This window comes from Bradyrhizobium sp. USDA 4506, assembly GCF_054058795.1.
Genome location: NZ_JBSSBM010000002.1, coordinates 2,430,791 through 2,456,566 on the forward strand (window position 1 = coordinate 2,430,791; position 25,776 = coordinate 2,456,566).

The window sequence follows — 25,776 nt, forward strand, 5'->3', positions numbered from 1 at the left end:
TTCACACCAATCTCTTCGCGATCGAGGTGCAGCGAAGGCGGCCTGAGCGAAACGAACAAGCACGTAACGAATAGGGTGGGTTCGCCAACGGATCGCGCGGAGCGCGTGTCCGATGATAGACTCCTCGTAACCCGCCGCTCGGCGTTACCGCGACGAAGGGCGGATTACGCTGCGCTAATCCGCCCTACGAGCCGCGAGATGTTCATCGCGTCGGTCTCTTTTGGTAGACACCTGAAAATGAGACGTTTGTCCCGCCGCAATGGAGGTTGTCGCCGACAACCAGTAACTTGCCGACGAGCTGCATCGTGACCTGACAGTCGAGTTCGTCCGTCCCGTCACCGAATTTCATCTTATCGCCTGAAGGTTTTGCTTCGTAATCAAGCTCGCCGGAATGGGTGCGGCTGCCCGAACCCCAAATGGCCTCGCCCTTGATGGCCAGCTGACCTTCCTCTTTCGATTTCGAGATGCGAATGACGTTGTCGTAGGCACGCCATTCGCCGAGCCAATCCCGTTCTGCCGGTCGTCGTATGTCCTCCTGCCACGCAAGCCTTTCGATCTCGATCCAGCCGACCGTCTCAGTGCCCTTGCGAGGTTGAAACCAACTGCATGCGAACTTGCCTGACGTCCGGGAAACAATGACTTCATCGTTGCGAACGACATAAGTTTTCAGACGACAGGCTTGGTCGTCGGGGCAACGCTCGTTGCCGTCGCCGCGGAAATAGATCCTGTCGCCGGCTGCGCCTTTGATCTTCGCCAGCCTGTAGTCGGTGCTCTCGCGCGGGAAATATCCGTTCCGACAAATGTTGTCGGCGTTGCCCTTGAGCTGGCCGGATGCGGGCGAGGTTTGGAGAATGCTCCATGCGAGGAGTCCGAGCGAAGCCTGGACAACGCGTCTCATTGGGTTTTCACCTTCGATTCATTTTCCGCATGGAATGCGGCAGGGTGGCGGGGCGGTGATTCCATACTAATTTGGTCCGACAAAGCGCCGCAGATCAATCGCATGAAAACGTGATCAATCAGTTGTTGCCATCGCGTAGGGCGGATTAGCCGAAGGCGTAACCCGCCGACCTTTAGCTCATTGAGCGAAGGCGGAAGCGTAATCCGCCGAAGTTCTCGCATTGTTCTCGGAAGGATTCACAAGACCATCTGTTGGTCAACCTCAGACAATGACGAAGAACTTTTCTTTTCCCTTCTACTGTATGCCAAAGTCTGCTTCGGCCGCGCAACGGGACAAGGGAAAATCAGAAATCATGATCATGGACCGTGGAATTGCCGACGCTGGTGCGATGGGCGAGGGCGCTCTGCCTGGGCCTCGGTCGCGGCTTCTCAACCGCCGGGCGTTTCTGGTCGGTTCTGCTGCTGGTCTCGCCGCACTGAGCCTGGCCGGTTGTGCGTCCGACTACATGAGCCTGGCCGAGGCGGAGAAGGTCTACGGACCCGTGCCCGACGAGAAATTCCCGATCCCCGCGGTCGACGTCAGTAAGGTCGATCCGAAATATTTCCGCAAGACCGTGAAGTACCACAGCGATGAGGCGCCCGGTACGATCATCGTCGATCCGAGCAAATACTATGTCTACCGCATCGAAGGCGAAGGAAACGCGACCCGCTATGGCGCCAATGTCGGCCGCGATGGGTTCCGGTGGAGCGGGGAGGCTTATGTCGGGCGCAAAGCCGAATGGCCGACCTGGACGCCGCCCAAGGAGATGATCGCGCGCCAGCCGGAGGCGGGCAAATATGCTCGCGGCATGGCGGGGGGTCTCGACAATCCACTTGGCGCGCGCGTGCTCTACCTCTACCAAAATGGGGTGTACACGCTTTACACGATCTATAGCACCAGCGCCCCCGAAACGATCGGGAACGGTATTACGAGCGGCTGTACCGGCCTCCTCAGTCAGGACATGATCGACCTCTATTCGCGAACGCCCCTCAAAACGAAGGTGATCGTGCTGCCGGCGTAAACTGCGTCGGCCGTCGGCCCCAGGCGCTGCCAGGGACGCCTTTGTGCGGCGATGGTTGTCGAAAGACGCAGGCAGGGTGATTTGGACGTGGTGATGCTTTCGCGGAGGCCAGTCATTGTTGCGGCGATGCTCGTGCTCGGGACCTTATCGGTCCGCGCGCAGCAAAGCGTCGAGTATGATGCGTGCATGGACAAGGCCGAAGGGGTGTCGACGAAGATGCTCGATTGCGGCAAGACCGAAATCGATAAGTGGGACACGAGGCTCAACACCGCCTATCAAGCCCTTCTCGCCAGCTCGAAGGGCGAGGCGCACGCGCAATTGCTCAGGGAGCAGCGGGCCTGGCTGAAGCATCATCTCAGCGAAACCCATCGCCTCGCCGCGGACCCCAACAACGGCTCCGTCGCATTCCTCGACTCCCAGGCGTTCGAATTGAGGGACATCGCCGACCGCACGCTGCTTCTTGAAAAGCGTGCCAGCCGGTAGCCCGCAGGAGCGAAGCGATATGCGGAGTCGGGTGGTCACGTGCTGTGATGCTTGTCCCGGATGTCGCGGAGCCTGTCATCGGGCGCGCATTCGCGCGGCCCATTGGCTCATCCGCCCTACGCTTGCTGCGCGCTCATCGCTTCGGGGTGCGCCCGCGGATCCGGTCGAAGCCTTGCTTGATTGCGGCGAAGCGCGCGTCGACAATCGGCTCGAATTCGAGGTCGGTGAAGATATAGGGCCAGTCGTTTTCGATGCCTTCGCGGACGAGCTCACCGACATAGTTGGGATCGATGCCCTGAGAGACGCGTTGGCGGATCAGATTGATCTGCTCGGCAATCGGGCCCGACGTCGGCAAGGTACGGACCGCCCCCTCGAAGCGCTCGGGAAGGTTGCGCCTCGAGTTCACGATTTGCGTGCGGATGAACCCGGGACACAGCACCGATACGCCGATTCCGCGGGGTGCGAGTTCAAGCCGCAGTCCCTCGGATAGCGCGACAACGCCGTATTTCGAAACATTGTATGCGTTGCTGGCCCCTGAAATAAGACCGGCGATCGAGGCTGTGGAGATGATGTGTCCACCCTCGCCATGCTGCTCTATCAACGGCCCGAAAATCTCGATTCCCCAAACGGTCGCCATCAGGTTGACGCCCAGTGTCCAATCCCACGACCCGTCGGTCCAGGTGCCATAGGGCCCACCGCCACCAACGCCCGCGTTGTTGACGAGGATGTGCACCTTGCCGTAGCGGGCAGTCGTGGCTTCGGCGGCCGCCACGAGTTCGGGTTTGAGGGAGATGTCCGCTTTCACGCCGTCGACATCGACGTTGGTGCGCCTCAGTTGCTCGAGCGCCGCGGACAGAGCCGCTTCCTCAATATCGCAAAGCATGACCTTCGCCCCCGCCTGGGCCAAAGCCGTCGCGATCCCCAGTCCGATGCCCGACGCTGCACCGGTCACGAACGCGGTCTTTCCAGCGAGTTCTTTCACGCGCATTCTCCCCCCGCAAGCCGAGACCCTCGCCCCAAACGCCGAGTGCCCCCGGACGGTATATGACCGCACTTTCGCGCGATTGGGAAGCGTGCCGGATGTCTGCGTCTGGCCCAGGTGATCTAAGCGCGGAGCGTAGGATAGGGACAGCGAAGCGTAACCCGCCGCGATCGTTTTCACCGAAAGGGCGGATTATGCCTTCGGCTAATTCGTCCTACGCTTGCCTTGCTTTCATTTTCACGACCACGAAAGACAGCTCTGAATTTCTCTAATGGAGTATGGGTATTGGACGGGGATCTTTAGCTGAGGCCCTTGTTGGCCTCGGTAACGATCGCGAGTTGCCTTCCATACTCGACGATCAGATAGTTCGTGCCTTCCACGTAGCATCCAGGTGCGCGTATCTCGAATCCGATGCAATAGTCGTTGGGCCTGTTGATCATGTTTAAGCTGGTACATCCGATATAGAAATCATCTATATTTCGAATATAACCGACCGCGCGCGACCCGGACCGTTCGAGAACGATGCGATCGACCGCCGAACCAATTATTTCGGCCGTTACCCTGGATATGTCAGTTCCGATCGGTACACCGACGGTTTGTCCTGATTGGCCCAGTCGCAGAGCCCAATCCATGTGGTTCCCGTAGTTGTTTGGATCGTTTGGATCCGTATTAGACTTTGCCGCTTGCTTCCCATGAAGGGCCCATGGGATCGAGTGCGTATAAATTGATGGATAGAATTTGGCGATGTCGGCCCTGATAATGTGCCGGGCACGCGCCGAGCGGTTCTTTGCTTCACGCTGCACGTTTTCAAAGGAGGGCGTCCGGATCGCGCGGTCCGTTCCTTGGCCGTCGGATAGGGAAAGCGGCGACGCAGTTGATTTTGAAGCGTTGCAATGATCCGCTATCTTGTCCCAATGCGAGGACAGCCAGCCCGATGCTAGCGCAACGGATATCGGGTGCATCAAATTGAACACTCGTCTTGAATAACCTCTTTTGGTGCAGCTGTAGGAAATGCGATCAAACGTGTGACCTTTTAAGTCAACGTCGACCCCGAGCTGGCACTGGTTAGCGAAGCCCACCGACGTAAAGATCGGAGGTAGTACTTCTGGCAAAAAGCCGAAGGCCGCGAATTTCCAGAAAGTGGGATGATCGCCGATGCTTACCTTGACAGGCATGTATCGCCCCGTAGTTACGCGTATAAGTTGCTCATAAAGGTTATCTGGTCAAAAGAGAAGGGCGGCCCCTTCGGGCCGCCCTTCGTGGATGCCCGGGCCAAGCCCGGTCGTGAAGAAGACTATCGTCTTCTGGCTCTTCTCACGAACACCCCGTCGTGGACCCGCAAGTATCGCACTTCATGCAGGTCCCATTCCGCACCAGCGTGAAGTTGCCGCACTCCGAGCACATCTCGCCTTCGTAGCCCTTGGCCTTCGCCTCGGCGCGACGCTCGGCCTTGGACGGGGCGGCGGCGGCTGCGGTGCCGGGCTTGCTCCAGTTCAGCGCCTCGAGCTTCTCGGTCGGCGAGAGGTCGTGGCTGACTTCCTGCTTCAGGGCGACCGCGCCCTCGACGGTGTCGGAGGCGCCGCGCGAGGTTGCGCCGTGGGAGGCGAGCGCGGTGACGCGGTTGCCGGCGGGCGCGTTGTCGGCGCCCGGGCTCACCGCGGCCGAGCCGCCGCGCATGACGACGAGGTTGTCGGTGCGCGACCGGGTCAGGCCCTTCGACAGGTACTTGGTGGCCTGGTGCTGGGCGGGGGCCTCATCCGGCTCCTTGCCTTCCTCGACGCCCTTGCCGAGCGCGTCGAAGCCAGACTCGTTCGGATCGACATGGGCGAGATCGAAGCGCGCCATGTAGCTCACCGCGAGCTCGCGGAAGACATAGTCGAGGATCGAGGTCGCGTACTTGATGGAGTCGTTGCCCTGCACCGGACCCGCGGGCTCGAAGCGGGTGAAGGTGAAGGCATCGACATATTCCTCCAGCGGCACGCCGTATTGCAGGCCGAGCGACACCGCGATCGCGAAGTTGTTGATGAAGGAGCGCAGCGCCGCGCCTTCCTTGTGCATGTCGATGAAGATCTCGCCGAGCCGGCCGTCGTCATATTCGCCGGTGCGCAAGTACACCTTGTGGCCGCCGACAACCGCCTTCTGGGTGTAGCCCTTGCGGCGATCGGGCATCTTCTCGCGCTCGCGCATCACGACGATGCGCTCGACCAGCTTCTCGACGATCTTCTCCGAGACCTGGGCGGCACGCGCGGCCATCGGCTTCTCGTAGAGCGCTTCGACCGCATCGTCCTCGTCCTCGTCGTCGGCGATGAGCTGCGAGTTCAGCGGCTGCGACAGCTTCGAGCCGTCGCGGTACAGCGCGTTGGCCTTCAGCGCCAGCTTCCACGACAACAGGTAGGCGGACTTGCAGTCCTCCACCGTGGCGTCGTTCGGCATGTTGATGGTCTTGGAGATCGCGCCCGAGATGAACGGCTGCGAGGCCGCCATCATCCTTATGTGGCTCTCGACCGAGAGGTAGCGTTTTCCAATTTTACCGCAGGGGTTGGCGCAGTCGAACACGGGGTAGTGCTCGGCCTTCAAATGGGGGGCACCTTCGACCGTCATCGCGCCGCAGATGTGCACGTTGGCGGCCTCGATCTCGCGCTTGGTGAAGCCGACGGCCTGGAGCAGGTCGAAGCCGGGGGCTGCGATCGCTTCCGCGCCGATGCCGAGCTGGTCGCGGATGAAGTCTTCGCCGAAAGTCCACTTGTTGAAGGCGAACTTGATGTCGAACGCGGTCGGCAGCGCCTTTTCCACCTTGGCAATGGCTTCATCGGTGAAGCCCTTGGCCTTCAGGGTCGAGGCATTGATGCCGGGCGCATTCGACAGCGAGCCGTGGCCGACGGCGTAGGCCTCGATCTCCGCGATCTCGCTCTCGCGATAGCCGAGCGCGCGCAGCGCCGACGGTACCGCTTGGTTGATGATCTTGAAGTAGCCGCCGCCGGCGAGCTTCTTGAACTTCACCAGCGCGAAGTCGGGCTCGATGCCGGTGGTGTCGCAATCCATCACCAGGCCGATGGTGCCGGTCGGCGCCACCACGGTGGTCTGGGCGTTGCGATAGCCGTTGACCTCGCCGAGCGCCAGCGCGTCGTCCCAGGCCAGCCTGGCATGGGTGACGATGTCCTCCTGCGGGCAGGAGGCGTGATCGAGCGGCACCGGGTTGACCGAGAGCGCCTCGTAGCCGGCGGCGTTGCCGTGGGCGGCGCGGCGGTGGTTGCGGATCACGCGCAGCATGTGCGCGGCGTTCTTCTTGTAGCCCGGGAAGGTGCCGAGCTCGGCCGCCATCTCGGCCGAGGTCTTGTAGGAGATGCCGGTCATCACAGCGGTCAGCGCGCCGCACAGCGAACGGCCTTCCTTGCTGTCATAGGGCAGGCCCATGGTCATCAGCAGGCCGCCGATGTTTGCGAAGCCGAGGCCGAGCGTGCGGAATTCGTAGGACAGCTCGGCGATCGCCTTCGACGGGAACTGGGCCATCATGACGGAGATTTCGAGCACGATGGTCCAGAGCCGGCACAGGTGCTCGTAGGACTCGATGTCGAACCGCTTGGTGGTGGTGCTGTAGAACGTCAGCAGGTTGGCCGAGGCGAGGTTGCACGCCGTGTCGTCCAGGAACATGTATTCCGAGCACGGATTGGACGCGCGGATGTCGCCGGACGCCTTGCAGGTGTGCCAGTCGTTCATCGTGGTGTTGAAGTGCAGGCCCGGATCGGCGCTCGCCCAGGCGGCGTAACCGATCTTCTCCCAGAGGTCGCGGGCCTTCAGCGTTTTTGTGACTTTCTTGGTGGTGCGGCCGACCAGATTCCAGTCACCGTCCGTTTCCACCGCGCGCAGAAAATCGTCCTTCAGCGACACCGAGTTGTTGGAGTTCTGGCCGGAGACGGTGAGGTAGGCCTCGGAATCCCAATCGGTGTCGTAGGTGTCGAACGAGATATCCTTGTAGCCCTGCTTGGCGAACTGGATGACGCGCTTGATGTAGTTGTCGGGCACCAGTGCGCGGCGCGCGAGCTTGATCTCGCGGCGGAGCGCCGGGTTCTTCTCGGGATCGAAGCAGTCGTCGCCGCTGCCTTCGCAGTTGACGCAGGCCTTCATCACGGCCTTGAGGTGCTTCTGGTTGATCTTGGAGCCGGTGACGAGGGCGGCGACCTTCTGCTCCTCCTTCACCTTCCAGTCGATATAGGTCTCGATATCGGGGTGATCGGCGTCGACCACGACCATCTTGGCGGCGCGGCGCGTGGTGCCGCCCGACTTGATCGCGCCCGCGGCGCGGTCGCCGATCTTGAGGAAGCTCATCAGGCCGGAGGAGCGGCCGCCGCCGGACAGCTTCTCGCCTTCGCCGCGCAGGCTCGAGAAGTTGGAGCCGGTGCCGGAGCCATATTTGAACAGGCGCGCCTCGCGCACCCAGAGGTCCATGATGCCGCCCTCGTTGACGAGGTCGTCGCCGACGCCTTGGATGAAGCAGGCATGCGGCTGCGGATGCTCATAGGCCGACTTCGACTTGGTCAGCTTGCCGGTCTTCCAGTCGACGTAATAGTGGCCCTGGCCGGGGCCATCGACGCCGTAGGCCCAGTGCAGCCCGGTGTTGAACCACTGCGGCGAGTTCGGCGCGACCATCTGTTTTGCGAGCTGGAAGCGGAGCTCGTCGAAGAAGGCGAGGGCGTCTTCTTCCGTGGAGAAGTAGCCGCCCTTCCAGCCCCAATAGGTCCAGCAGCCGGCGAGGCGATCGAACACCTGCTTGGCCGAGGTCTCGCCGACGATGCGCTCGTTCTCCGGCAGGAGGCCAAGCGCCTCGGTGTCGGGCACCGAACGCCACAGCCACGACGGCACGGTCTCTTCCTCGACCTTCTTCAGGCGCGCGGCAACGCCCGCTTTACGGAAATACTTCTGCGCCAGCACGTCGGAGGCGACCTGCGACCAGAACTCCGGAACCTCGACGTTCTCGGCGCGGAACACGACCGAGCCGTCCGGATTGCGGATCTCTGATGTGGTCAGGCGGAAATTGATCCCGGCATAGGGAGATTGTCCGCTGGTGGTGTTGCGTCGTTCGATTCGCATGGTCGAGCCCCGTCTCTTCTTCTGCCCGGCCCCACGTTTCCCCGCAGGTGCCGGAATGTTGTCTGTTCGCGGACTCCGGGAACACGCGTCAGCACGCCTCCCGTCATCCGCAGCTCAGCCGGTGGATCCGGCCTGTTTTCTCTCATCCGCTGGGCACCGGTATGACCGGTCCTGCGGCGGCATCGTCCCGGCGCGGCGCCCGACTGGTCGGGTGCTCCGGGTCATGCATTCAACGCCCCAAACGCTTCACGCGACACGTCACGCGTACGCTTCTTGCGGGCCGGTTGCGGCCTCTGTTTCCGGGTCCTTCGCGGCCCGTTTGTCGTCCCCGACGGCGGCCCCAAAATCAGGGCAGAAAAGCCCTTCACCCGCGGCCCGAGGGCCTGGCGGAGTGGTCATTTTGGAACCCTTGTGGGAGCGACCGGCGGGGACCCAAACACACTCGCGCCGAACAGGTTGAAAGCTAGGCCATGTCCGTCACGCCCGTCAAGGACTAGTACGAGTTTCTGAATCAAACACTAAATATGGTGGAAAGAGGGGGATAACAGGGGTCGGTGCCGCGCCTGTGATCGGGCCAACTATCGGTGAGTCCTCAGGGATTCCCAAGCCAAAAAAATTCCTATCGCCTGTGGATCGGAGCTTCGCCCCGCTGTTCACAGGCGAAGTTTTTATTCGCGGTCCCGGATTGAATTTTGGGGACTCACGTAGGCCTACGGGCAAAGTACGGATCAGGCATGTCAGAGCCGTGATGGTCGGGCGACAAAATCGCGGGCAAGGTGAGGCCGACTCACATCCCCGCCGGGTTCCATGACAGTCCAGAAGCCCTCCGCGCGGCCGCGCCTTGCGCCCGCCGGCCTGATGTTCCTCGCCATCACCTCGGTGGGTTGGGGGTTCAACTGGCCGTCCACCAAGTTCCTGCTCGGCGAGCTGCCGCCGCTGACCTTGCGCGGCACCACCGGGGTGATCGGCGCCGTGCTGCTCGCGGTGCTGGCGCTGATCCGTGCCCAGAGCCTGCATGTCGAGAAACGGCTGTGGCCGCGGCTCGCGCTGTATGCGGCGCTCAACGTCACCGGCTGGATGGTGCTGATGGGGCTCGCGCTGCTCTGGCTGCCGGCGAGCGAGGCGGCGCTGATCGCCTACACCATGCCGGTATGGGCCTCGCTGCTGGCCTGGCCGGTGCTCGGCGAGCGGCCGACGCTGCTGCGGACCATCGCGCTGGTGATGGCCTTTGCAGGCCTCGCCGCGATCATGGGCGGCAGCGGCATCACCGCGAGCAGAGAGAAGCTGCCGGGAATCATCATGGCGCTCGGCGGCGCCTTCGGCTTTGCGCTCGGCACCGTGCTGGCCAAGAAGTACCCGCTGGTGATGCCGCCGATCCCGGCCGCGGCCTGGCAGATCGGCCTCGGCTGCGTGCCGATCGCGATCGTCGGCCTCTTGATCGAGACCACACATCTCGACCGCATCACGACGGTCGGCTGGTGGCTGCTGGTCTACTCGACGCTGATCCAGTTCTGCGTCGCCTATGTCGCCTGGTTCGCCGCGCTCGCCCGCCTGCCGGCCTCGGTGGCGGCGATCGGCACCATGGCGGTGCCTGTCATCGGCGTGGTGGCGTCCGCGGTCGCATTGCACGAGCCGCTGGGGCCAAGCCAGATCGTCGCGTTGCTGTTCACGCTCGCCGGCGTCGCGCTCGCGACGAGGTAGCGATGGACTCCACCTCGCCCCGCTTGCGGGGAGGGGTCGGAACGCATCGTTAGATGCGTTCCGGGTGAGGGGGAGTCTCCGCAGACGCAGCTAGCAGCGAATGCGCGGAGACGGCCCCTCACCCCAACCCTCTCCCCGCAAGAGCGGGGCGAGGGAGCAAAGCGCCGTTGTGGTTGCTACCCGACCTTATCCATCGCGCTGGTCTAGCTCACCTCACTCGCCGAGCGCCTGCTGCAGCATGCTGGCGAGCTGCGCCTTGCGGTAGGGCTTGGCCAGCAGCAGCACGCCTTCGTCGAGGCGGCCGTGATGCACGATCGCGTTCTCGGTGTAGCCCGAGGTGTAGAGCACCTTGATGCCGGGGCGGCGTTTTTGCACCTCGTCGGCGAGCTGGCGGCCGTTCATGCCGCCGGGCATGATCACGTCGGTGAACAGGAGGTCGAACTTCTCGCCCTTGTCGACCAGCGCCAGCGCGGCGCGGGCGTCGGGCACGGCGATGGTCTTGTAGCCGAGCGCGCCTAGCTGCGTGACGACGTAGTTGCGCACCAGCTGGTCGTCTTCCACCACCAGGATGACTTCGCTGCCGCGCCGCACCGGCTCCGGCGGGGGCGCCTCGACCTCGACCTGGCCGCGGGCAGGGGGCAGATAGAGCTTGATCGTGGTGCCGTGGCCTTCCTCGCTGTAGATCTTGATATGTCCGCCGGACTGCTTGACGAAGCCGTAGACCATGCTCATGCCGAGGCCGGAGCCCTTGCCGACTTCCTTGGTGGTGAAGAACGGCTCGAACACCTTGTCCTGCACCGCGTGCGACATGCCGGTGCCGGTGTCGCTGACCGCGAGCAGCACGTAGCGGCCCGGCGTGATGTCGGGATTGACAGCCGCATAGGCGTCGTCGAGCACGATGTTGCTGGTCTCGAACAGCAGCTTGCCGCCGTTCGGCATCGCGTCGCGGGCGTTGATCGCCATGTTGAGCAGCGAGTTGGCAAGCTGCGACGGATCGATATGGACGCTGGCGACATCGGGCGCCAGCACCGAATTGATCTCGATCTGCTCGCCGAGCGTCGGCCGCAGCAGCTTGGCGATGTCGACCACGGTGCCGTTGATGTCGACGGTGCGCGGCTCCAGCGGCTGGCGGCGCGCGAAGGCGAGCAGATGCTGGATCAGCTCGCGGCAGCGCTCGGCGGCGCGGTCGATCAGCTCGGCGGTTTTCGCGAGCTGCGGCTGGGCGCGCAGGCTGTCGACCAGCGTCTCGGTGGTGCCGGTGATGACCGTCAGCATGTTGTTGAAGTCGTGCGCGACGCCGCCGGTCAGCTTGCCGATGGCGTCGAGCTTCTGTGCCTGCTGCAGCTTGTGCTCGGTTTCGCGCGAGGCGGTGATGTCGTGATAGATCAGCGCCGCGCCGGTGATGGTGTCGTCGCCATCGCGCAGCGGCCGGCCCGACACCACGAGGTGAATCTCCGGCGCGCCGCGCACCGGCTTGGCGACGAATTCCAGCCCGTCGAATTCCTCGCCGCGCAGCGTCCTGGCCGACGGCATGTCGTCGGCCTGCATCGGCGTGACGCCGTCGGACTGGAACACGTTGCTCATGGCGCGTAGCTGCCGGACCGTCATGCCCGGCTTGTAGCGCAGCATCTTCTCGGCGGCCGGGTTCGACAGCAGCACGGTGCCGGCGCTGTCGATCACCAGCACCGCCTCCGCCATGGTGCGGAAGGTGGTTTCCATCACCGAGGTGGAACGGCGGAGCTCTTCGAGCGCGGCACCGAGATCCTTGGTGCGATCGGCGACCTTGCCCTCGAGCGACAGATTGGTCGCCTTGGTCGCGCTGAGCGCGCCCTGCAGTTCGCGGCTGGCGCGCCGGGCCGTCACCGTTAGCGCGATCGCGAGCAGCAGGATCATCGCCACGCCGGCGAGATCGATCATCAGCAGCAGCCGTCCATTGGTCTTGGACTGGTCGGTGCGAATCCGGAGCAGGCGGCGCTCTTCGGTGACCAGGCGGTCGAGCGCCGCGCCGACCTTGTCGGTCAGCGCGCGGCTCTCGCCCGCGGAGACCAGCGCCGCGGCGCCGGCCGTGTCGCCCGCGCTGCGCAACCTGATCAGCTCGGCGCCGAGCGCAATGGCACGCTGGACCTCGACCCTGGTGCCCGTGATCAGCTGCGCCTCCTCGGGGGCCGACGTCACCGCCGCCATCAGATCGTCGAAGGCCGCGGTGAGGGCTGCGCTCTGCTCGCGAAACTCGTCGGCAAAGGACGCATCGCCGGTCAGCGCGAAACCGCGCGCCCCGCTCTCGACGCTGCGCGGCAGCTGACGCGCGTCCGAAATGCGCTTCAGGATGCTGAGCGTGCGGTCGACCGAATCAATCTCGCTGCGCGACTTGACGTCCAATCCGATCGACGCCGCGCTGATGACGAGGAGGATCGCAAGGCCGCTGCCGAGAATGAGACGCTGGGAAGCCATCGACGATTAGTACGAGCAATTATTTCGAAAGACGAGCGGAAGGTGCATACTTCGCAAGACATTCGTTAACGGCGGCAATCAGCGCCTGCGGGGTGAACGGCTTGCGCAGGCAGGCGGACGCGCCGAGCTCGATCGTCATCCGCAGGAAGTCCGGCGCGCGATCGGCATTGGCGAAGGCATAGCCGGACATCGCGATGACGGGAATATCGGGGGCACGCTCGTGGAAGACGCGGATCGCCTCGAACCCGCGCATATGCGGCATGAAGACGTCGACCAGCATGACATCGAAGGTGGCCTGCTCCAGCGCGCGCATGCCGGCTTCGCCGCCATCGGCGACGGTGACCTCGAAGCCCTGGCGTTGCAGACACACCTCGATGGCAACGCACACCATCGGGTCGTCATCAACCACGAGAACGCTCGGCACGATGCATCCTCTTTCTAACGGCCTCGCGTGCCGGCGACTCGCTTGGCCTGTTCGTCAATTAAGGCGGAACCTGGACGGAAAGTCTGTATCATAGAATGCATATGCTGTTTGCTGACAAGCAGATTTCCAGCTAGCCGTGACACATCACCTGTATTTGTCCATCCCCTTTACGACAGGTCCATGACTGCAGTTCCCGTCGCCGGCCGCGCCCCGCTGTCACCGCTTGGCCTCGCATTCCTGGTCGTTGCCTCGATCGGCTGGGGACTCAACTTCCCGATCATGAAGTTCCTGCTCACGGAGTGGCCGCCGCTGTCCGCGCGCGGGCTGTGCGGCGTGGTCGGCGCGGTTGCGCTCGGTCTGGTCGCGCTGATGCGGGGACAGACGCTGCGCGTGCCCGACGGCATGTGGTTGCGGCTTGCTTTGGTGTCGACACTGTCGATCGGCGGCTGGGTCGCGTCCATGGGCCTCGCGCTGATCTGGCTGCGGGCCAGCGAGGCGGCTGTGCTCGGGATATCGATTCCGGTGTGGGTCGCGCTGGTGGCCTGGCCGGTGCTCGGCGAGCGCGTGTCGCTGCCGCGTGCGCTTGCGCTTGCGGTGGCGCTCGCCGGGATCGCGGCGCTGATCGGCGGCGGCGGCATCGACGCAAGCCTCGGCAAGCTGCCGGGGATTCTGTTCGCGCTCGCCGGCGCGCTCTGTGTCGGGCTCGGCACGGTGATGACCAAATCGTTCAAGCTCGCGATGCCGCCGCTGTCGCTCGCGGCCTGGCAGCTTGCGATCGGCTGCGTGCCGATCGCGATCATCGGCATCATGATCGAGCAGCCGCAGCTCGCCGCGCTGTCGCAGTTCGGCTGGGCGTCGATGATCTACATGACGCTGATCCAGTTCTGCCTTTGCTATGTCTGCTGGTTTGCGGCGCTCGAGCGATTGCCGGCGGCGACCGCGTCGATCGGCACGCTGCTGGTCCCCGTCGTCGGCGTGCTCGCGGCAGCTGCGATGCTGCGCGAGCCGCTCAATGCGAGCGATATCGCAGCGCTCGTGGTGACGTTCGCGGCCGTCGCGGTCGCCTTGCGCACATAAGACTTGCGTACATCAAAAAGGGCGGCGCTGGCGCCGCCCTTTTGCAATCAAGAATTCAGGCCTTCATTACGGGCAGGGATGCCGCCGGCCGTCGTAGCCGAGATAGGTGCCCGAGGCCGGATCGTAAGACCTGTAGCGCTGCGCGCAGTAGCTGGCGCCGCCGCCACTCGGCACCTCCACGGCGACAGACGGTTCATCATAATAGCCGTAGCTGTCGTCATAATAGCCGGGGCCGTAGCCATAGCCGGAGCCGTAATACGCGCCCGAGGCGAGGGCGCCGCCGACGACCGCACCGGCCACCGCGCCGGGCCAGAACCCGCCGCCACGATGGTACCCGCCGTGCCAGCCGCCACCGCCGCGCCAACCGCCGCCGCCACCACCGGCCCAGTGACCGCCGCCACCGCCGCCGTGCCAGCCGCCGCCTCCGCCGCCCATGCCACCTCCGCGGCCGCCGCCGCCAAAGCCACCACCGCCGCCACCACCAACGTGGCCACCGCCGCCGCCCATCGCACCCATCTGTGCGGCAGACTGGGCGAACGAAACGGTCGGCGCCACAGCCAACGGCAGCGCAAGCGCCAGAGCCGCGGCGGTGCTCAGAACCTTCATATTGATCATTTTGGACTCCATCAAAACGGTGAATGTCTAACCATCTCTGTGGTCGGACGTTCCCGTGCTCCACATTGATTGTGGGTCATCTTCGCGTAGCCGGCGGCTCATGTATGGCAGCTGAACAAAACTCCTCGTGAGCGCGTCATTTGGTCGCCAACTGGGTGCATAAACCGGGGGCTGTCCGAGGGGTGCGGGGCTACCTTGGCGGCGGCTGGACATTTGGGGAATGAGGTGGCATCAGAGCCCATAGCATCGAACCGACGACCGGCCACGCATGAAACAATTCCTGCTGAAATTCTTCACCTGGTGGAATGGCCAGACCTTTGGCACGCAATTGTGGACCTCGCGATTCGGCGAACTGGTCGGCGAGGACGAGCAGGGCAACCGCTATTACCGCACCAAGGGCGGTGAGATCGACCCGACGCTGCATTTCGAGCGCCGCTGGGTGGTCTACAACGGCTACGCCGAAGCCTCCCGCATTCCGGCCGGCTGGCACGGCTGGCTGCATCACACGGTTGATGTGCCGCCGACCGAGGAGAGCTACCAGGCGCGCGAATGGGAGAAGCCGCATCTGCCGAACCTGACCGGCACCGCGCAGGCTTACCGCCCGTCCGGCTCGACGCTGGCGAGCGGCCGCCGCCCCAAGGCGACCGGCGACTATCACGCCTGGACGCCGGGAAGCTGACTTTCACGCATTGTTGTTCTGACGTGCACGTGCGTAACGACGCGCGTGCATCGCACACGCGCCCGGCAGCGCAAGCGCGCGCCTGTGAACAACGGTAACAGCGGGGACAGATGGGCCGCAGCCGATGCTGCCCGCTTGCGCCGGGCGCGGGTTCGCGGCTCAATAGGGCCATCTTACGGAGATGGGAAACCATCGCGTCGGATCGGGCTCCAGATCGCGACTGTCCCGATGTGCAGCGGCCTCCGAGTTGGATGCGGCCGGGAGATAGGCCCCCGGTACAGACGTCCTGAAATCGCCCGCAAATGTGAGGCTACCGTGAGACAGGAAGGGCCGCTCGGGAAACCGGGCGGCCTTTTTCTTTGCGGCGATCAGGTCAGGACAGCCGTGCCGCGGCACGGCCCATCAAGTCGGCGCGGCGCGCCTGCGACGGCGCGATCCGCTCTTTCATGAAAGCGAGGATCTCGGCCGGTGCGGTCTCCGGCGAGCCCGCGTTGAACGGCGGGGCCGGGTTGTATTCGAGCCTGAGCTGGATCGCTTCCGCGGTCTTGCGGTCGACGAGCTCCGACACCAGCGTCAGCGCGAAGTCGATGCCCGCGGTGACGCCGCCGCCGGTGAAGCGGTTGCGGTCGACGCAGACGCGCGTCCTGGTCGGAATGGCCCCGAAGCCCGACAGGAAATCGATCGAGCTCCAATGCGTGGTGGCGCGAAAGCCCTTGAGCAGGCCGGCCGCGCCGAGCACCAGCGATCCCGTGCAGACCGACGTGACGTATTTCGCACCCTCGGCCTGCTTGCGCAGGAAGGCCAGCATCTCCTCGTCGCCGACCATGTCGTCGGTGCCGAAGCCGCCGGGCACGCAGATCACGTCGAGCTGCGGGCAGTCGGCAAAGGTCGTGGTCGGCGTCAGGACCATGACGGAATCAGTCGGAACGGGTTCGATGCGCTTCCAGATCAAATGGACCTTGGCGCCGGGGACCGAGGAGAACACCTGCAGCGGACCGGTCAGGTCGAGCTGGGTCACCTTCGGGAAGACGAGCAATCCAATCTGCAGGGGTTCGGTCATCGGGGGCTCCAAATAGCGCTTGACGGAACCACGATGTCATGATGGCCTCTCGTCCAAAATGGCGTATTTCCCTCATTTTCGGACGTAGGTCTCCTGAAGCAAGGCTCCCAAGAGACGCAAGGCTCCTGAGAGAGGATCGCCAAGAAAGTAACGTCACCTGCGAGGATTTGGCGATGATCGGCATCCTGATCTTTCCCGACTTCCAGCTGCTCGACGCGGCCGGGCCGATCGCGGCCTTCGAGATCGCGGCGCGCTTCGCCAACAACGCGCCAGCGATCAGGACGCTTGCGGTGAAGGCAGGACCGGTGCGCTCTTCGTCCGGTGTCGAGATGCTCGCGCGCGGCCTCAAGCCATCGACGGCGATCACGACGCTGATCATTGCGGGCGGCAACGGCGTGCGCACGCCGGCGACCTGTCCAGCCACGCTGTCATTCGTGCGGCGGATGGCCGGCCGTGGCATTCGCGTCGCCAGCGTCTGCTCGGGCGCCTATGTGCTGGCCGAGGCGGGCCTGCTCGACGGCCGCCGCGCCACCACGCATTGGCAGCGCACGCCGCATTTCGTGAAGACTTATCCGAAGATCAAGCTCGAGCCGGACCAGATCTTCGTGCGTGACGGCAATATCTGGAGTTCGGCCGGCATCACCGCTGGCATCGACCTCGCGCTCGCGATGATCACCGAGGACTATGGCGACGAGGTCGCGCAGAACACCGCGCGGCAACTCGTGCTGTATCATCGGCGCAGCGGCGGGCAGTCGCAGTTTTCCTCGCTGCTGGAATTGAAGACGCCGAACGGCCGGTTCGGGCCGCTGCTCGCCTGGGCGCGCGAGCATCTCGATGCGCCGCTGACGGTCGAGGACCTCGCCGACAAGGCCGGGATGAGTTCGCGGCATTTCACCCGCGCCTTCATCGCGGAGACCGGCACGACGCCATCGAAAGCGGTCGAGCGGCTCAGGATCGAAGTCGCGCGGCAGCGCGTGCAGTCGTCGGGCGAGGCGATCGAGCGCGTCGCCGAGATCACCGGCTTCCGCGATCCCGAGCGGATGCGCCGCGCCTTCATCCGCGCCTTCGGCCAGCCGCCGCAATCACTGCGGCGTGCGGCGCGGGCAGGGTAGGCGAGTTTGGGACAAGCTCGTTGTCCGATTTCACCCGATCCATGTTGTCTTTGCAGTGATGAACCTGGCGAGGGTTCCCGTGACCCACGTTAAGTGGGCATTGGGGACCCGAGGAGGTTCTAATGACAAAGCATCGAACGATTACCGGGTTCGTGGCTGTCGCCCTGCTGGCTGTCACCGCGACCGCCGCGACCATCAAGTCGCACGCGCCCCGGACCGACGGCATTGCCGTCGCCGGCACGGACGCGCTCCCGGCCAGGGATTTCAGCGATCGCTGGTCCGCGATATCCGATTTGCCTCCGGCAACGGACATGACCGGGCGTGCAACTGACGCACGTTAAGGGCATGGACGGAGGTCCGGCCGGTTCGAGGACGCAGCCCGTGCAGAGATCACTCGTCTCGCAACAAAAAATGCCCCGCCGAAGCGGGGCAAGATGTTGAACGACTTAGTCTTGAGCGACTTGGTCTTGAATAGAACTAACGGTTCCACCGCGCCGGAATAGCGCAGTCATTCACCAATACAGGATCAGCCCACGATCGCAGAGATCCACGGATGCTCTGATCACGAACCGTGCTTCAACCGAAAGATCACTGGCCCAATGTATCGGTTGCGATCTTCTTCTTGAGTGCTTCGCAGGTATCCCTGACCTCCGCGGTCATCAACGAGACGGCTTCGATCTGCAGGAAGAAACGCTTGCCCTGATCGCGGTAACCGGCAGCGAACTCCTTGATCTCGGCGATCATGTCATGAACGCCTGCGACCATGACCTCGCAGTTCTTCGCGGCCAATTGCAGTTCCGATCCAAGGGCCTCGATCTCTTTCACCGCCGCTTCATATTCGCGCACGACCGCCTCGGCCGACAGCTTGCCCACCTCGTTGACGCCGTTGCGATGCTCGACATAGTCCGGCATCGGTGAGAGGGGCCGGATGTTGCTGCGTGGTCGATGCGAAGTCACCGTGTTGATTTCGTCCTCCATCTGCTCCGACGGAGCGCGGGCGAGGACTTCTGCACTAACACTCATGCGAACTCTCCATAACTTGTTACGGCGAATGGAGTTTAGCAATGTCAACGGAATTGTCTCGATTTTCCACAGTTTTGAGGTAAGCGCAATTGTGCGCTGCAGCATTGTGTTGCGTCAATGTGGCGCGTCGGGATGCCAGCCAAGCAGTGCGAGCATCACAAAGAAGCCGACGACATAGGCCGCCATGATCGGCCAGCCCTGGGTGATCCAGCGGACCACCGATTTGGCTTCCGGGTACATGTTGGACACCGCAACGCCCGCCGACGAGCCGAACCAGACCATCGACCCGCCAAATCCGACCGCGTAGGCGAGGAAGCCCCAGTCATAGCCGCCTTGCTTCAGCGCCAGCGCGGTCAGGGGAATATTGTCGAACACCGCCGAGACGAAGCCGAGCCCGAGCGCGGTCTGCCACGATGCGGCGGGCAATTTCTCCACCGGCATCATCGAGGCCGCCGTCACCAGCGCGAGCAGGAAGACGGTGCCCTTCAGCGTCTCGGGCATCACCGACCAGTCCGGCCGCCGCAGCACCGAGGTGACCAGGATCGCGGCCCAGACCGCGAGCCCGAGCACGGGCAGCGTATCGAGCAGCGCGGGGAACTTCAGATTGGCCGTCACATTGGCCGTCAGCGCGGCGAGCAGGATCACGGCCACGATCGCAACCCGCGCCCAGTCGATTCTGAGGCCGGACGGTGCATCCTTCACGATCGGCGAAAAGCGGTGCTGTTGCAGCGAGGCCGGCACCGCAAACACCAGCATCGCGACGATGGCTGCGACATATGCCTCCACGACCGTGAGCGGGCTGATGCCGTCGATCCACATCATCGTCGTCGTGGTGTCGCCGACGACGCTGCCGGCGCCGCCGGCATTCGATGCGGCGACGATGGCCGCGAGATAGCCGATATGGACGCGGCCACGGAACACGTGGCGGGCCACGGTGCCGCCGATCAGCGCGGCCGCGATATTGTCGAGGAAGCCCGACAGCACGAACACGATGACCAGCAGGATCAGTCCGCCCTTCCAGTCATCGGGCAGCAGCGCCGGCATCTCGTCGGGAATGCGGCTCTCCTCGAAATGGCGCGACAGCAGCGCAAAGCCCATCAGGAGCAGAAACAGGTTGGCGAGCGTGACCCACTCATGCTCCATGTGATGCGCGAGACCGGGCAGGCCCGCGCCGAATTTCGCAAAGCCCGCGAACAGCAGCTTGTAGGCGACGATCGCGGCAAGGCCCGTCAGCGCCACCGCGAGCGTGTGGTGATGGAAGATCGCGACGCCGAGCAGCGTCAGCGCGAACAGGATGAAATCGAGCGGGATACCGTAGACGAGGAGTGGCGTGAGCAAGACGATCTCGATGGCTGGAGTGCCCGGCGGCGTGAAGCGCTGACGGCGGCACTATCGCGCGGCGTGGGGAACTTCAAGGCGCACTAACGCCGCAAGAGGCTCGCGATGCGCTCGCGAGCCCCGATCGGGAACGACGCCAGCCACGTCGCCGCGGGTCCGATTGCTCAGCCCAGCGTCTTCAGCCAGGCGCTGATCTCGGTCACCGCGATATTGGCCTGATTGAGCAGCTTGCCCATGGTGAAGAAGCCGTGGAACTGGCCGGGGAAATGCCGATAGGTCACCGGCACGCCGGCGTCCTTGAGGAATTTCGCATACTCGTCGCCTTCGTCGCGGAGCGGATCGGCGCCGGCGGTCAGCACATAGGCCGGCGGCAAGCCGGCAAAGTCCTTCGCGCGCGCCGGCGAGGCACGCCAGTCGTTGTTGTCGGCGTCACCGAGATAATGGTTGGCGAACCAGCCGATCACCGAATGCGTCAGGAGGATGCTGGTCTCGGGCTCGCGATGCGAGGGATGCTTCCGCGAGAAATCGGTCGCGGGATAGATCAGCAGCTGGGCCGCGAGCTTCGGCCCGCCGTCGCGGGCGGTCAGGGCAACCACCGCCGCGAGGTTGCCGCCGGCGCTGTCGCCGCCGACGATCAGGCGCGCGGCGTCGATGCCGAGATCCCTGGCATTGGCGGCGACCCATCGGGTCGCGGTGATGGCGTCATCGACCGCGGCAGGGAAACGATGCTCGGGCGCGAGCCGATAATCGATCGAGATCACGATCAGCTCGCCCTCATGGGCAAGCTTCTGGCAAACCACCTCATGGGTATCGAGGTCGCCGATCACCCAGCCGCCGCCGTGGAAGAACACCAGGCAGGGCGCGAGCCCGTCTTTCTTGCGCAGCGTGTTCGGCGTGTAGATGCGGGCAGGGATCGTGCCGTGCGGCGCCGGGATCGCGAGCGGCTTGCTCGATTGCAGCGCGGGCGGCTCGGGATTGGAGACGACGCGGGCGGCTCGGTAATAGTCGCGCGCTTCCGGCGCGGTCAGCGTCTCGTAGGCGGGACGGCCGGCCTCCTGGAACGCCTTGTAGACGGCAGCGGCATCGGGATCGAGAACGACGGGCATTGGGGGGACCTTCTTTTGGTGATGTCATTCCGGGGCGATGCGAAGCATCGAACCCGGAATCTCGAGATTCCGGGTCTGGTGCTTGCGCACCATCCCGGAATGACGGTCGTGTCAGGCGGCGGTGCGGCCGCCGTCGACGGTGTAGGCGGAGCCGGAGACGTAGCTCGCCTCGTCGGAGGCAAGGAAAGCGACAATGGAGGCGACCTCGCTTGCGAGGCCGAGCCGGCGCGCCGGGATGCGGTCGACGATCTTCTCGATCGGCGGCGGCGCGTTGCCGCCGGAGCGGCCCTGCAGGATCGTGCTCAGCATCCGGCTCTCGATCATGCCGGGGCAGACGCAATTGACCCGCACGCCGGTGCCGGTGCATTCCCAGGCCGCGCTCTTGGTCAGCCCGATTACCGCGTGCTTGCTCGCGCTGTAGACCGCGATCATCGGCGATCCCACAAGGCCGGCGATCGAGGCGGTGTTGATGATGCTGCCCTTGTTCTGCTTCAGCATGACCGGCAGCACATGCTTCATGCCGAGGAAGACGCCGACCACATTGACGTCGAGCACCCGGCGAAAGCTCTCCAGCGAATATTCGGGGATCGGCCTGATGTCGCCCTCGACGCCGGCGTTGTTGTAGAAGGCATCGATGGTGCCGAAGCGGTCGACGGCGGCGCGGACATAGTCCTTGACCTCGTTCTCGTCGGTGACGTCGGCTTCGATTGCGAGGGCCTCGGCCGAGGCCGGCAGGTCCTTGATGGCGGCTTTGAGATCGGCGCCCTTGCGGTCGACTGCGACAATCCGCGCACCCCGTTCGGCGAGCAGCTGGAGCGAGGCGGTTCCGATGACGCCGGCAGCCCCGGTGACGACGGCGACCCGGCCGTCGAGCCTGATGCGATCGGGCATGGTGGGTTTCCTCTGGCTGGTCCGGTTCGATCCGGATTTTCCTGGTTTTCACGCGCGGCGGCGTGCCTTCAGCGTGAGGACTATCACACGTGTTCCCAGGAGTGACCAGAGGCTGCCCAGTGGACCGGGGAGAGGTGGCCGGGTGCCCTTTCCCCGCCGTATTCGGCGTGTTAACCGGTGGCCTGCGAGCGGCCGATATCAAGGTAGACTGTCGCGAGCCCGATTCGCCCTTTAAAGCCGCGCGAGATGCTTCGAACCGTTGCCCTGACTGGCTTTGCGGCCCTGGTTGCCGCCTCAACCATCTCGCTTGCGCCGCCCGCGCGCGCGCAGATCGGAACGATTTTCTCCGATCCCGCGCCGCGTCCGCCCGGCTCGATCCCGCGTGGTCAGCCGGCTCCTCCCAGCGACGACGACGAGGAAGTGCCGGAATTGCCGCGCGGCCGTCTGCTGCCGACACAGCCGCGGGCGCTGCCGCCAGGCCAGGCGGTGCCGCCGCCCGGCAGCGTGCAGTCGCAGCCGCTGGCGCCGCCGCCGGGCTCGACGGTGGCTCCGCAGGGCACCCAGCCCGGTGTCGCAGTGCAGCCGCCGCAACCCGGCGGTCCCGCCGTCGCCAATACGCCGCCCGGCGCCAACCCGCTGCCGCCGGGGCAGCGTCCCAAGGGCACGCCCCCAGGCACCCCGCCGCAGACGCCTGCCACGTTGCAGCCGGGCGACGAGGTCGTGCAGGAGCCGCCGTCGACCAAGATCACCAACAAGAAGGCGAGCTTCTCCGGTCTCGACAAGATCACCGGGCGCATCATCAATTTCGACGAGGATATCGGCGAGACCGTGCAGTTCGGCGCGCTGCGGGTGAAGACCGATGCCTGTTACACGAGGCCATCGACGGAAGCCGCCAACACCGATGCCTTTGTCGAGGTCGACGAGATCACGCTGCAGGGCGAGGTGAAGCGGATCTTCTCGGGCTGGATGTTCGCGGCGAGCCCCGGCCTGCACGGCGTCGAGCATCCGATCTACGACATCTGGCTGACCGACTGCAAAGGGCCGGACCAGACCATCGTGACCGCCGCGCCCGATCCGCCGAAGGCGCCGACGCCTCCGCCGCCGCCGGCCCAGAAGCGCGCGCCGCCGAAGCAGGCCGCGCCGCGTCCGCCGCCGCAGCCGCAATACCAGCAGCAGCCGCCACCTCCCCCGCCCCAACAACAGCAGCGGCCGGGCGGGTTGTTCGGCGGATTGTTTGGGAACTAGCAAGCACGGCGTAGCCCGGATGAAGCGCAGCGAAATCCGGGTTTCTCTCCGCGGACAGACTTGTCCCGGATTGCGCTTCGCTTCATCCGGGCTACGCGATCAACCGTTCAATTGCGTTCGGCGATGATTGCCAGCGCGTCGGCACCTTTGACCGGCTGGGTGGCGTCGAGCCTGCGGAAATCCGCCGGCGCGCCCGTGATCGCCTTGTCGAGCAGCGTGCGATAGCGGCGCCGCGAGATCTCGATCGCGCCGAACGTCCTCAGGTGCTCCGTCACATATTGCGTGTCGAGCAGTTCGAACCCGCCCGCGATCAGCCGCGCCACCAGATGCACCAGCGCGACCTTCGATGCGTCGCGCGTGGTGTGAAACATGCTTTCGCCGAAGAAGGCGCGGCCGAGGCTGACGCCGTAGAGCCCGCCGACCAGATTGTCGTCCTGCCAGACCTCGACGCTGTGGCAATGGCCCGACGCGTACAGCCCGACATAGAGATCGCGGATGCGCCTGTTGATCCAGGTGTCGTCGCGGCCGGGCTGCGGCGCCGCGCAACCGGCGATCACGGCCTTGAACGCGGTATCGACGGTGACCGTGAAGGCATCGGAGCGCACGGTGCGCGCCAGGCGGGAGGCGACACGGAAGCCGTCGAACGGAATCACGCCGCGCAATTCCGGCTCGACCCAGAACAGGGTCGGATCGTCGGCGCTCTCCGCCATCGGGAAGATGCCGCAGGCATAGGCGCGCAGCAGCACCTCGGGCGTGATCTCGGAGGAGGCGGAGTCGCGTGACGTCATACCGCCAAGGATAGCAAAGCGCGGGCGGTCTTGCGATGGGGGCTGCCACCGGGACGCTACGTGTTGACGAAACGCGCTGGTTCCTCCACAAGCCGCGCCGTTCCGCAGCAGTTTCCCGAGACGGACTGCGCGGTCGTGCTAGATTGCAACAAAAAGATGGCGGCGCTGCCGGGACACGGCGGCTTGCGCGCCCGACAATCGACACAGGTGAGGGGGACGCTGCATGAAATGGTCATGGCGGACGTTTGCGCCGTTGCTGGTTTGGCTTGTGATCTATCTGGTCCCGGTGCCTTCGGGGCTGAACGCCAATCAGTGGCACTATTTCGCGGTGTTCGCCGCCGTGATCACCGGGCTGATCCTTGAATCGATGCCGGTCGGCGCGGTCGGTCTGATCGGCCTGACGGTCGCCGGCATCGGCGGCTATGTCGAGCACGACCCGAACAAATCGCTGCGCTGGATGCTCGGCGGCTTTTCCGAGAGCACGGTGTGGCTGATCGTCGGCGCCTTCGTGTTCTCGATCGGCTATCGCAAGAGCGGGCTCGGCCGCCGGCTGGCGCTGCTCTTGGTGCGCGGCCTCGGCCGCCGCACCATCGGGCTCGGCTATGCGGTGGCGTTCTCCGATCTCGTGCTGGCGCCGGCGACGCCCTCAAACACCGCGCGCTCCGGCGGCACCATCTATCCGATCGTCAGCAACATCCCGCGCATCTACGGCTCCGAGCCCGGCCCGACCGCGGGCAAGATCGGCACCTTCGTGATGTGGACCGCGTTCGCGACCACGGCCGTCACCAGCTCGCTGTTCCTGACCGCGCTGGCGCCGAACGCCGCCGCGCTCTCGATCGCCAAGAAGCTCGTCAACATCGAGGTCGGCTGGTCGCAATGGTTCATCGGCTTCGCGCCGCTCGGGATCCTCTTGCTGCTGCTGGTGCCGCTGCTCAGCTATCTGGTCTGCCGGCCCGAGATCAAGGAGAGCCCCGAGATCGTGACCTGGAGCGAGGGCGAGCTCGCCAAGATGGGGCCGCCGTCGCGGCACGAATGGATCATGGCGGTGCTGGTGGTGCTCGCGATGTTCCTGTGGATCTGCGGCTCCAACCCCAACATCAGCGTGCCGCTGCTCGGCTCGAATTTCATCAACGCGACCACGGTCGTGTTCGTCGTGATCTCGCTGATGCTGCTGACCGGCGTGATCGCGTTCGAGGACATCGTCGCGGAGAAGAGTGCGTGGGAGGTATTTTTCTATTTCACCTCGCTGCTCACGCTGTCGTCCGGCCTCAACGAGATCGGCTTCATCAAATGGGTGGCCGAGGGTTATGCCAAGCCGCTTTCCGGCACGTCGCCGATGGTCGGGATGATCCTGCTCGTCACCTTCTTCTTCTGGATCCACTATTTCTTCTCGAGCATCACCTCGCATACCGCCGCGGTGCTGCCGGTGGTGCTCGCCGTCGGCTCCAGCATTCCCGGCCTGTCGGTGCAGACCCTGATGCTGCTCTGCGTGTATTCGCTGGGCCTGATGGGCGTGATCTCGCCCTATGCCACGGGACCGGCGCCGATGTATTACGGCAGCGGCTATATCGGCAAAGGCGACTTCTGGAAATTCGGGCTGATCTTCGGCCTGATCTACTTTGCCGGATTGTTGCTGATCGTGTTGCCTTGGTTACAAATGATCGGGTAAAATAGCCACAATCCAGCGAGAAACAGCGGCCGACCGGGAAGAGCCGCTATCCTTTACAATTCTTAACGCGCTTTGTCCGGCAGAAG

The 25,776-nt window shown here is 64.5% G+C and carries 22 protein-coding genes; 9 read left to right on the top strand and 13 right to left on the bottom strand.

All coding sequences use genetic code 11. The annotated features are described in order from the left end of the window. Nucleotides 1-202: 202 nt before the first annotated feature. Complete coding sequence (locus ACVIHF_RS13595; protein ID WP_253608844.1) at nucleotides 203-898, bottom strand: hypothetical protein; 696 nt, start codon at nucleotides 896-898, stop codon at nucleotides 203-205. Between the two features lie 352 nt (nucleotides 899-1,250). On the opposite strand from ACVIHF_RS13595, the gene ACVIHF_RS13600 reads away from it, so the two are divergent. Together ACVIHF_RS13600 and ACVIHF_RS13605 are read left to right on the top strand one after the other, a co-directional pair. Continuing rightward, complete coding sequence (locus tag ACVIHF_RS13600) at nucleotides 1,251-1,958, top strand: L,D-transpeptidase (protein ID WP_168859022.1); 708 nt, start codon at nucleotides 1,251-1,253, stop codon at nucleotides 1,956-1,958. A 93-nt stretch (nucleotides 1,959-2,051) separates the two neighbouring features. Continuing rightward, nucleotides 2,052-2,441, top strand: a complete 390-nt coding sequence (locus tag ACVIHF_RS13605) for a lysozyme inhibitor LprI family protein (RefSeq protein WP_309145202.1) — start codon at nucleotides 2,052-2,054, stop codon at nucleotides 2,439-2,441. A 133-nt stretch (nucleotides 2,442-2,574) separates the two neighbouring features. On the opposite strand, the gene ACVIHF_RS13610 is transcribed toward ACVIHF_RS13605, so the two are convergent. The 3 genes from ACVIHF_RS13610 to ACVIHF_RS13620 all read right to left on the bottom strand — a co-directional run bounded on the left by ACVIHF_RS13610 (nucleotide 2,575) and on the right by ACVIHF_RS13620 (nucleotide 8,511). Then, the gene (locus ACVIHF_RS13610) at nucleotides 2,575-3,423 is read right to left on the bottom strand and encodes an SDR family NAD(P)-dependent oxidoreductase (protein WP_253641398.1); all 849 of its coding nucleotides are present in this window, start codon (nucleotides 3,421-3,423) and stop codon (nucleotides 2,575-2,577) included. Nucleotides 3,424-3,722: 299 nt separating this feature from the next. Further along, nucleotides 3,723-4,598, bottom strand: coding sequence for an RNA-directed DNA polymerase (locus ACVIHF_RS13615; protein WP_456792169.1), 876 nt, complete (start codon nucleotides 4,596-4,598; stop codon nucleotides 3,723-3,725). A 139-nt stretch (nucleotides 4,599-4,737) separates the two neighbouring features. After that, entirely contained in the window at nucleotides 4,738-8,511 is a 3,774-nt protein-coding gene (locus ACVIHF_RS13620; protein WP_456792170.1) for a vitamin B12-dependent ribonucleotide reductase, read from the bottom strand. Between the two features lie 807 nt (nucleotides 8,512-9,318). On the opposite strand from ACVIHF_RS13620, the gene ACVIHF_RS13625 reads away from it, so the two are divergent. Further along, entirely contained in the window at nucleotides 9,319-10,212 is an 894-nt protein-coding gene (locus tag ACVIHF_RS13625) for a DMT family transporter (protein ID WP_253608839.1), read from the top strand. A gap of 213 nt (nucleotides 10,213-10,425) precedes the next feature. On the opposite strand, the gene ACVIHF_RS13630 is transcribed toward ACVIHF_RS13625, so the two are convergent. Both ACVIHF_RS13630 and ACVIHF_RS13635 read right to left on the bottom strand, forming a co-directional pair. Further along, nucleotides 10,426-12,663, bottom strand: a complete 2,238-nt coding sequence (locus ACVIHF_RS13630) for a CHASE3 domain-containing protein (protein WP_456792171.1) — start codon at nucleotides 12,661-12,663, stop codon at nucleotides 10,426-10,428. A gap of 19 nt (nucleotides 12,664-12,682) precedes the next feature. After that, on the bottom strand, nucleotides 12,683-13,087 hold the full coding sequence (locus tag ACVIHF_RS13635; protein WP_026192708.1) for a response regulator: 405 nt from the start codon (nucleotides 13,085-13,087) through the stop codon (nucleotides 12,683-12,685). Between the two features lie 180 nt (nucleotides 13,088-13,267). On the opposite strand from ACVIHF_RS13635, the gene ACVIHF_RS13640 reads away from it, so the two are divergent. Beyond that, nucleotides 13,268-14,164: a DMT family transporter gene (locus ACVIHF_RS13640; protein ID WP_456792172.1), complete on the top strand. Its 897-nt coding sequence runs from the start codon at nucleotides 13,268-13,270 to the stop codon at nucleotides 14,162-14,164. Nucleotides 14,165-14,230: 66 nt separating this feature from the next. Here the strand turns inward: ACVIHF_RS13640 and ACVIHF_RS13645 are convergent, their stop codons facing one another. Further along, nucleotides 14,231-14,779: a BA14K family protein gene (locus ACVIHF_RS13645; protein WP_253608836.1), complete on the bottom strand. Its 549-nt coding sequence runs from the start codon at nucleotides 14,777-14,779 to the stop codon at nucleotides 14,231-14,233. A gap of 268 nt (nucleotides 14,780-15,047) precedes the next feature. Here ACVIHF_RS13645 and ACVIHF_RS13650 point away from each other — a divergent pair, with 268 nt between their 5' ends. Beyond that, nucleotides 15,048-15,458, top strand: coding sequence for an NADH:ubiquinone oxidoreductase subunit NDUFA12 (locus tag ACVIHF_RS13650; protein WP_057019975.1), 411 nt, complete (start codon nucleotides 15,048-15,050; stop codon nucleotides 15,456-15,458). A 373-nt stretch (nucleotides 15,459-15,831) separates the two neighbouring features. Here ACVIHF_RS13650 and ACVIHF_RS13655 read toward each other — a convergent pair whose 3' ends face one another. Beyond that, a complete protein-coding gene (locus ACVIHF_RS13655; RefSeq protein ID WP_456792173.1) occupies nucleotides 15,832-16,518 on the bottom strand; it encodes a DJ-1/PfpI family protein in 687 nt (228 codons plus the stop codon). Nucleotides 16,519-16,691: 173 nt separating this feature from the next. Between ACVIHF_RS13655 and ACVIHF_RS13660 the strand changes: the two genes are divergently transcribed. After that, complete coding sequence (locus ACVIHF_RS13660; RefSeq protein ID WP_310879417.1) at nucleotides 16,692-17,630, top strand: GlxA family transcriptional regulator; 939 nt, start codon at nucleotides 16,692-16,694, stop codon at nucleotides 17,628-17,630. Between the two features lie 122 nt (nucleotides 17,631-17,752). Continuing rightward, nucleotides 17,753-17,971, top strand: a complete 219-nt coding sequence (locus ACVIHF_RS13665; protein ID WP_456780636.1) for a hypothetical protein — start codon at nucleotides 17,753-17,755, stop codon at nucleotides 17,969-17,971. 247 nt (nucleotides 17,972-18,218) lie between these two features. Here the strand turns inward: ACVIHF_RS13665 and ACVIHF_RS13670 are convergent, their stop codons facing one another. From ACVIHF_RS13670 to ACVIHF_RS13685, 4 genes are all read right to left on the bottom strand, one after another. Then, complete coding sequence (locus ACVIHF_RS13670) at nucleotides 18,219-18,758, bottom strand: hypothetical protein (protein WP_246715851.1); 540 nt, start codon at nucleotides 18,756-18,758, stop codon at nucleotides 18,219-18,221. Nucleotides 18,759-18,767: 9 nt separating this feature from the next. Then, complete coding sequence (locus tag ACVIHF_RS13675) at nucleotides 18,768-19,991, bottom strand: SLC13 family permease (protein ID WP_028332265.1); 1,224 nt, start codon at nucleotides 19,989-19,991, stop codon at nucleotides 18,768-18,770. Nucleotides 19,992-20,155: 164 nt separating this feature from the next. After that, nucleotides 20,156-21,097 (bottom strand): alpha/beta hydrolase, encoded by a 942-nt coding sequence (locus ACVIHF_RS13680; RefSeq protein WP_253608833.1) that lies wholly within the window; start codon nucleotides 21,095-21,097, stop codon nucleotides 20,156-20,158. 111 nt (nucleotides 21,098-21,208) lie between these two features. Continuing rightward, nucleotides 21,209-21,988, bottom strand: a complete 780-nt coding sequence (locus tag ACVIHF_RS13685; protein ID WP_253608832.1) for an SDR family NAD(P)-dependent oxidoreductase — start codon at nucleotides 21,986-21,988, stop codon at nucleotides 21,209-21,211. A 246-nt stretch (nucleotides 21,989-22,234) separates the two neighbouring features. On the opposite strand from ACVIHF_RS13685, the gene ACVIHF_RS13690 reads away from it, so the two are divergent. Further along, nucleotides 22,235-23,233 carry a DUF2155 domain-containing protein gene (locus ACVIHF_RS13690; RefSeq protein WP_253608831.1) on the top strand — a complete coding sequence of 333 codons (999 nt, stop codon included), beginning with the start codon at nucleotides 22,235-22,237 and terminating at the stop codon, nucleotides 23,231-23,233. A 107-nt stretch (nucleotides 23,234-23,340) separates the two neighbouring features. Here ACVIHF_RS13690 and aat read toward each other — a convergent pair whose 3' ends face one another. After that, nucleotides 23,341-24,021: a leucyl/phenylalanyl-tRNA--protein transferase gene (gene aat / locus ACVIHF_RS13695; protein ID WP_057019982.1), complete on the bottom strand. Its 681-nt coding sequence runs from the start codon at nucleotides 24,019-24,021 to the stop codon at nucleotides 23,341-23,343. Nucleotides 24,022-24,244: 223 nt separating this feature from the next. Between aat and ACVIHF_RS13700 the strand changes: the two genes are divergently transcribed. Beyond that, complete coding sequence (locus ACVIHF_RS13700) at nucleotides 24,245-25,690, top strand: DASS family sodium-coupled anion symporter (protein ID WP_225162515.1); 1,446 nt, start codon at nucleotides 24,245-24,247, stop codon at nucleotides 25,688-25,690. Nucleotides 25,691-25,776: the final 86 nt, after the last annotated feature.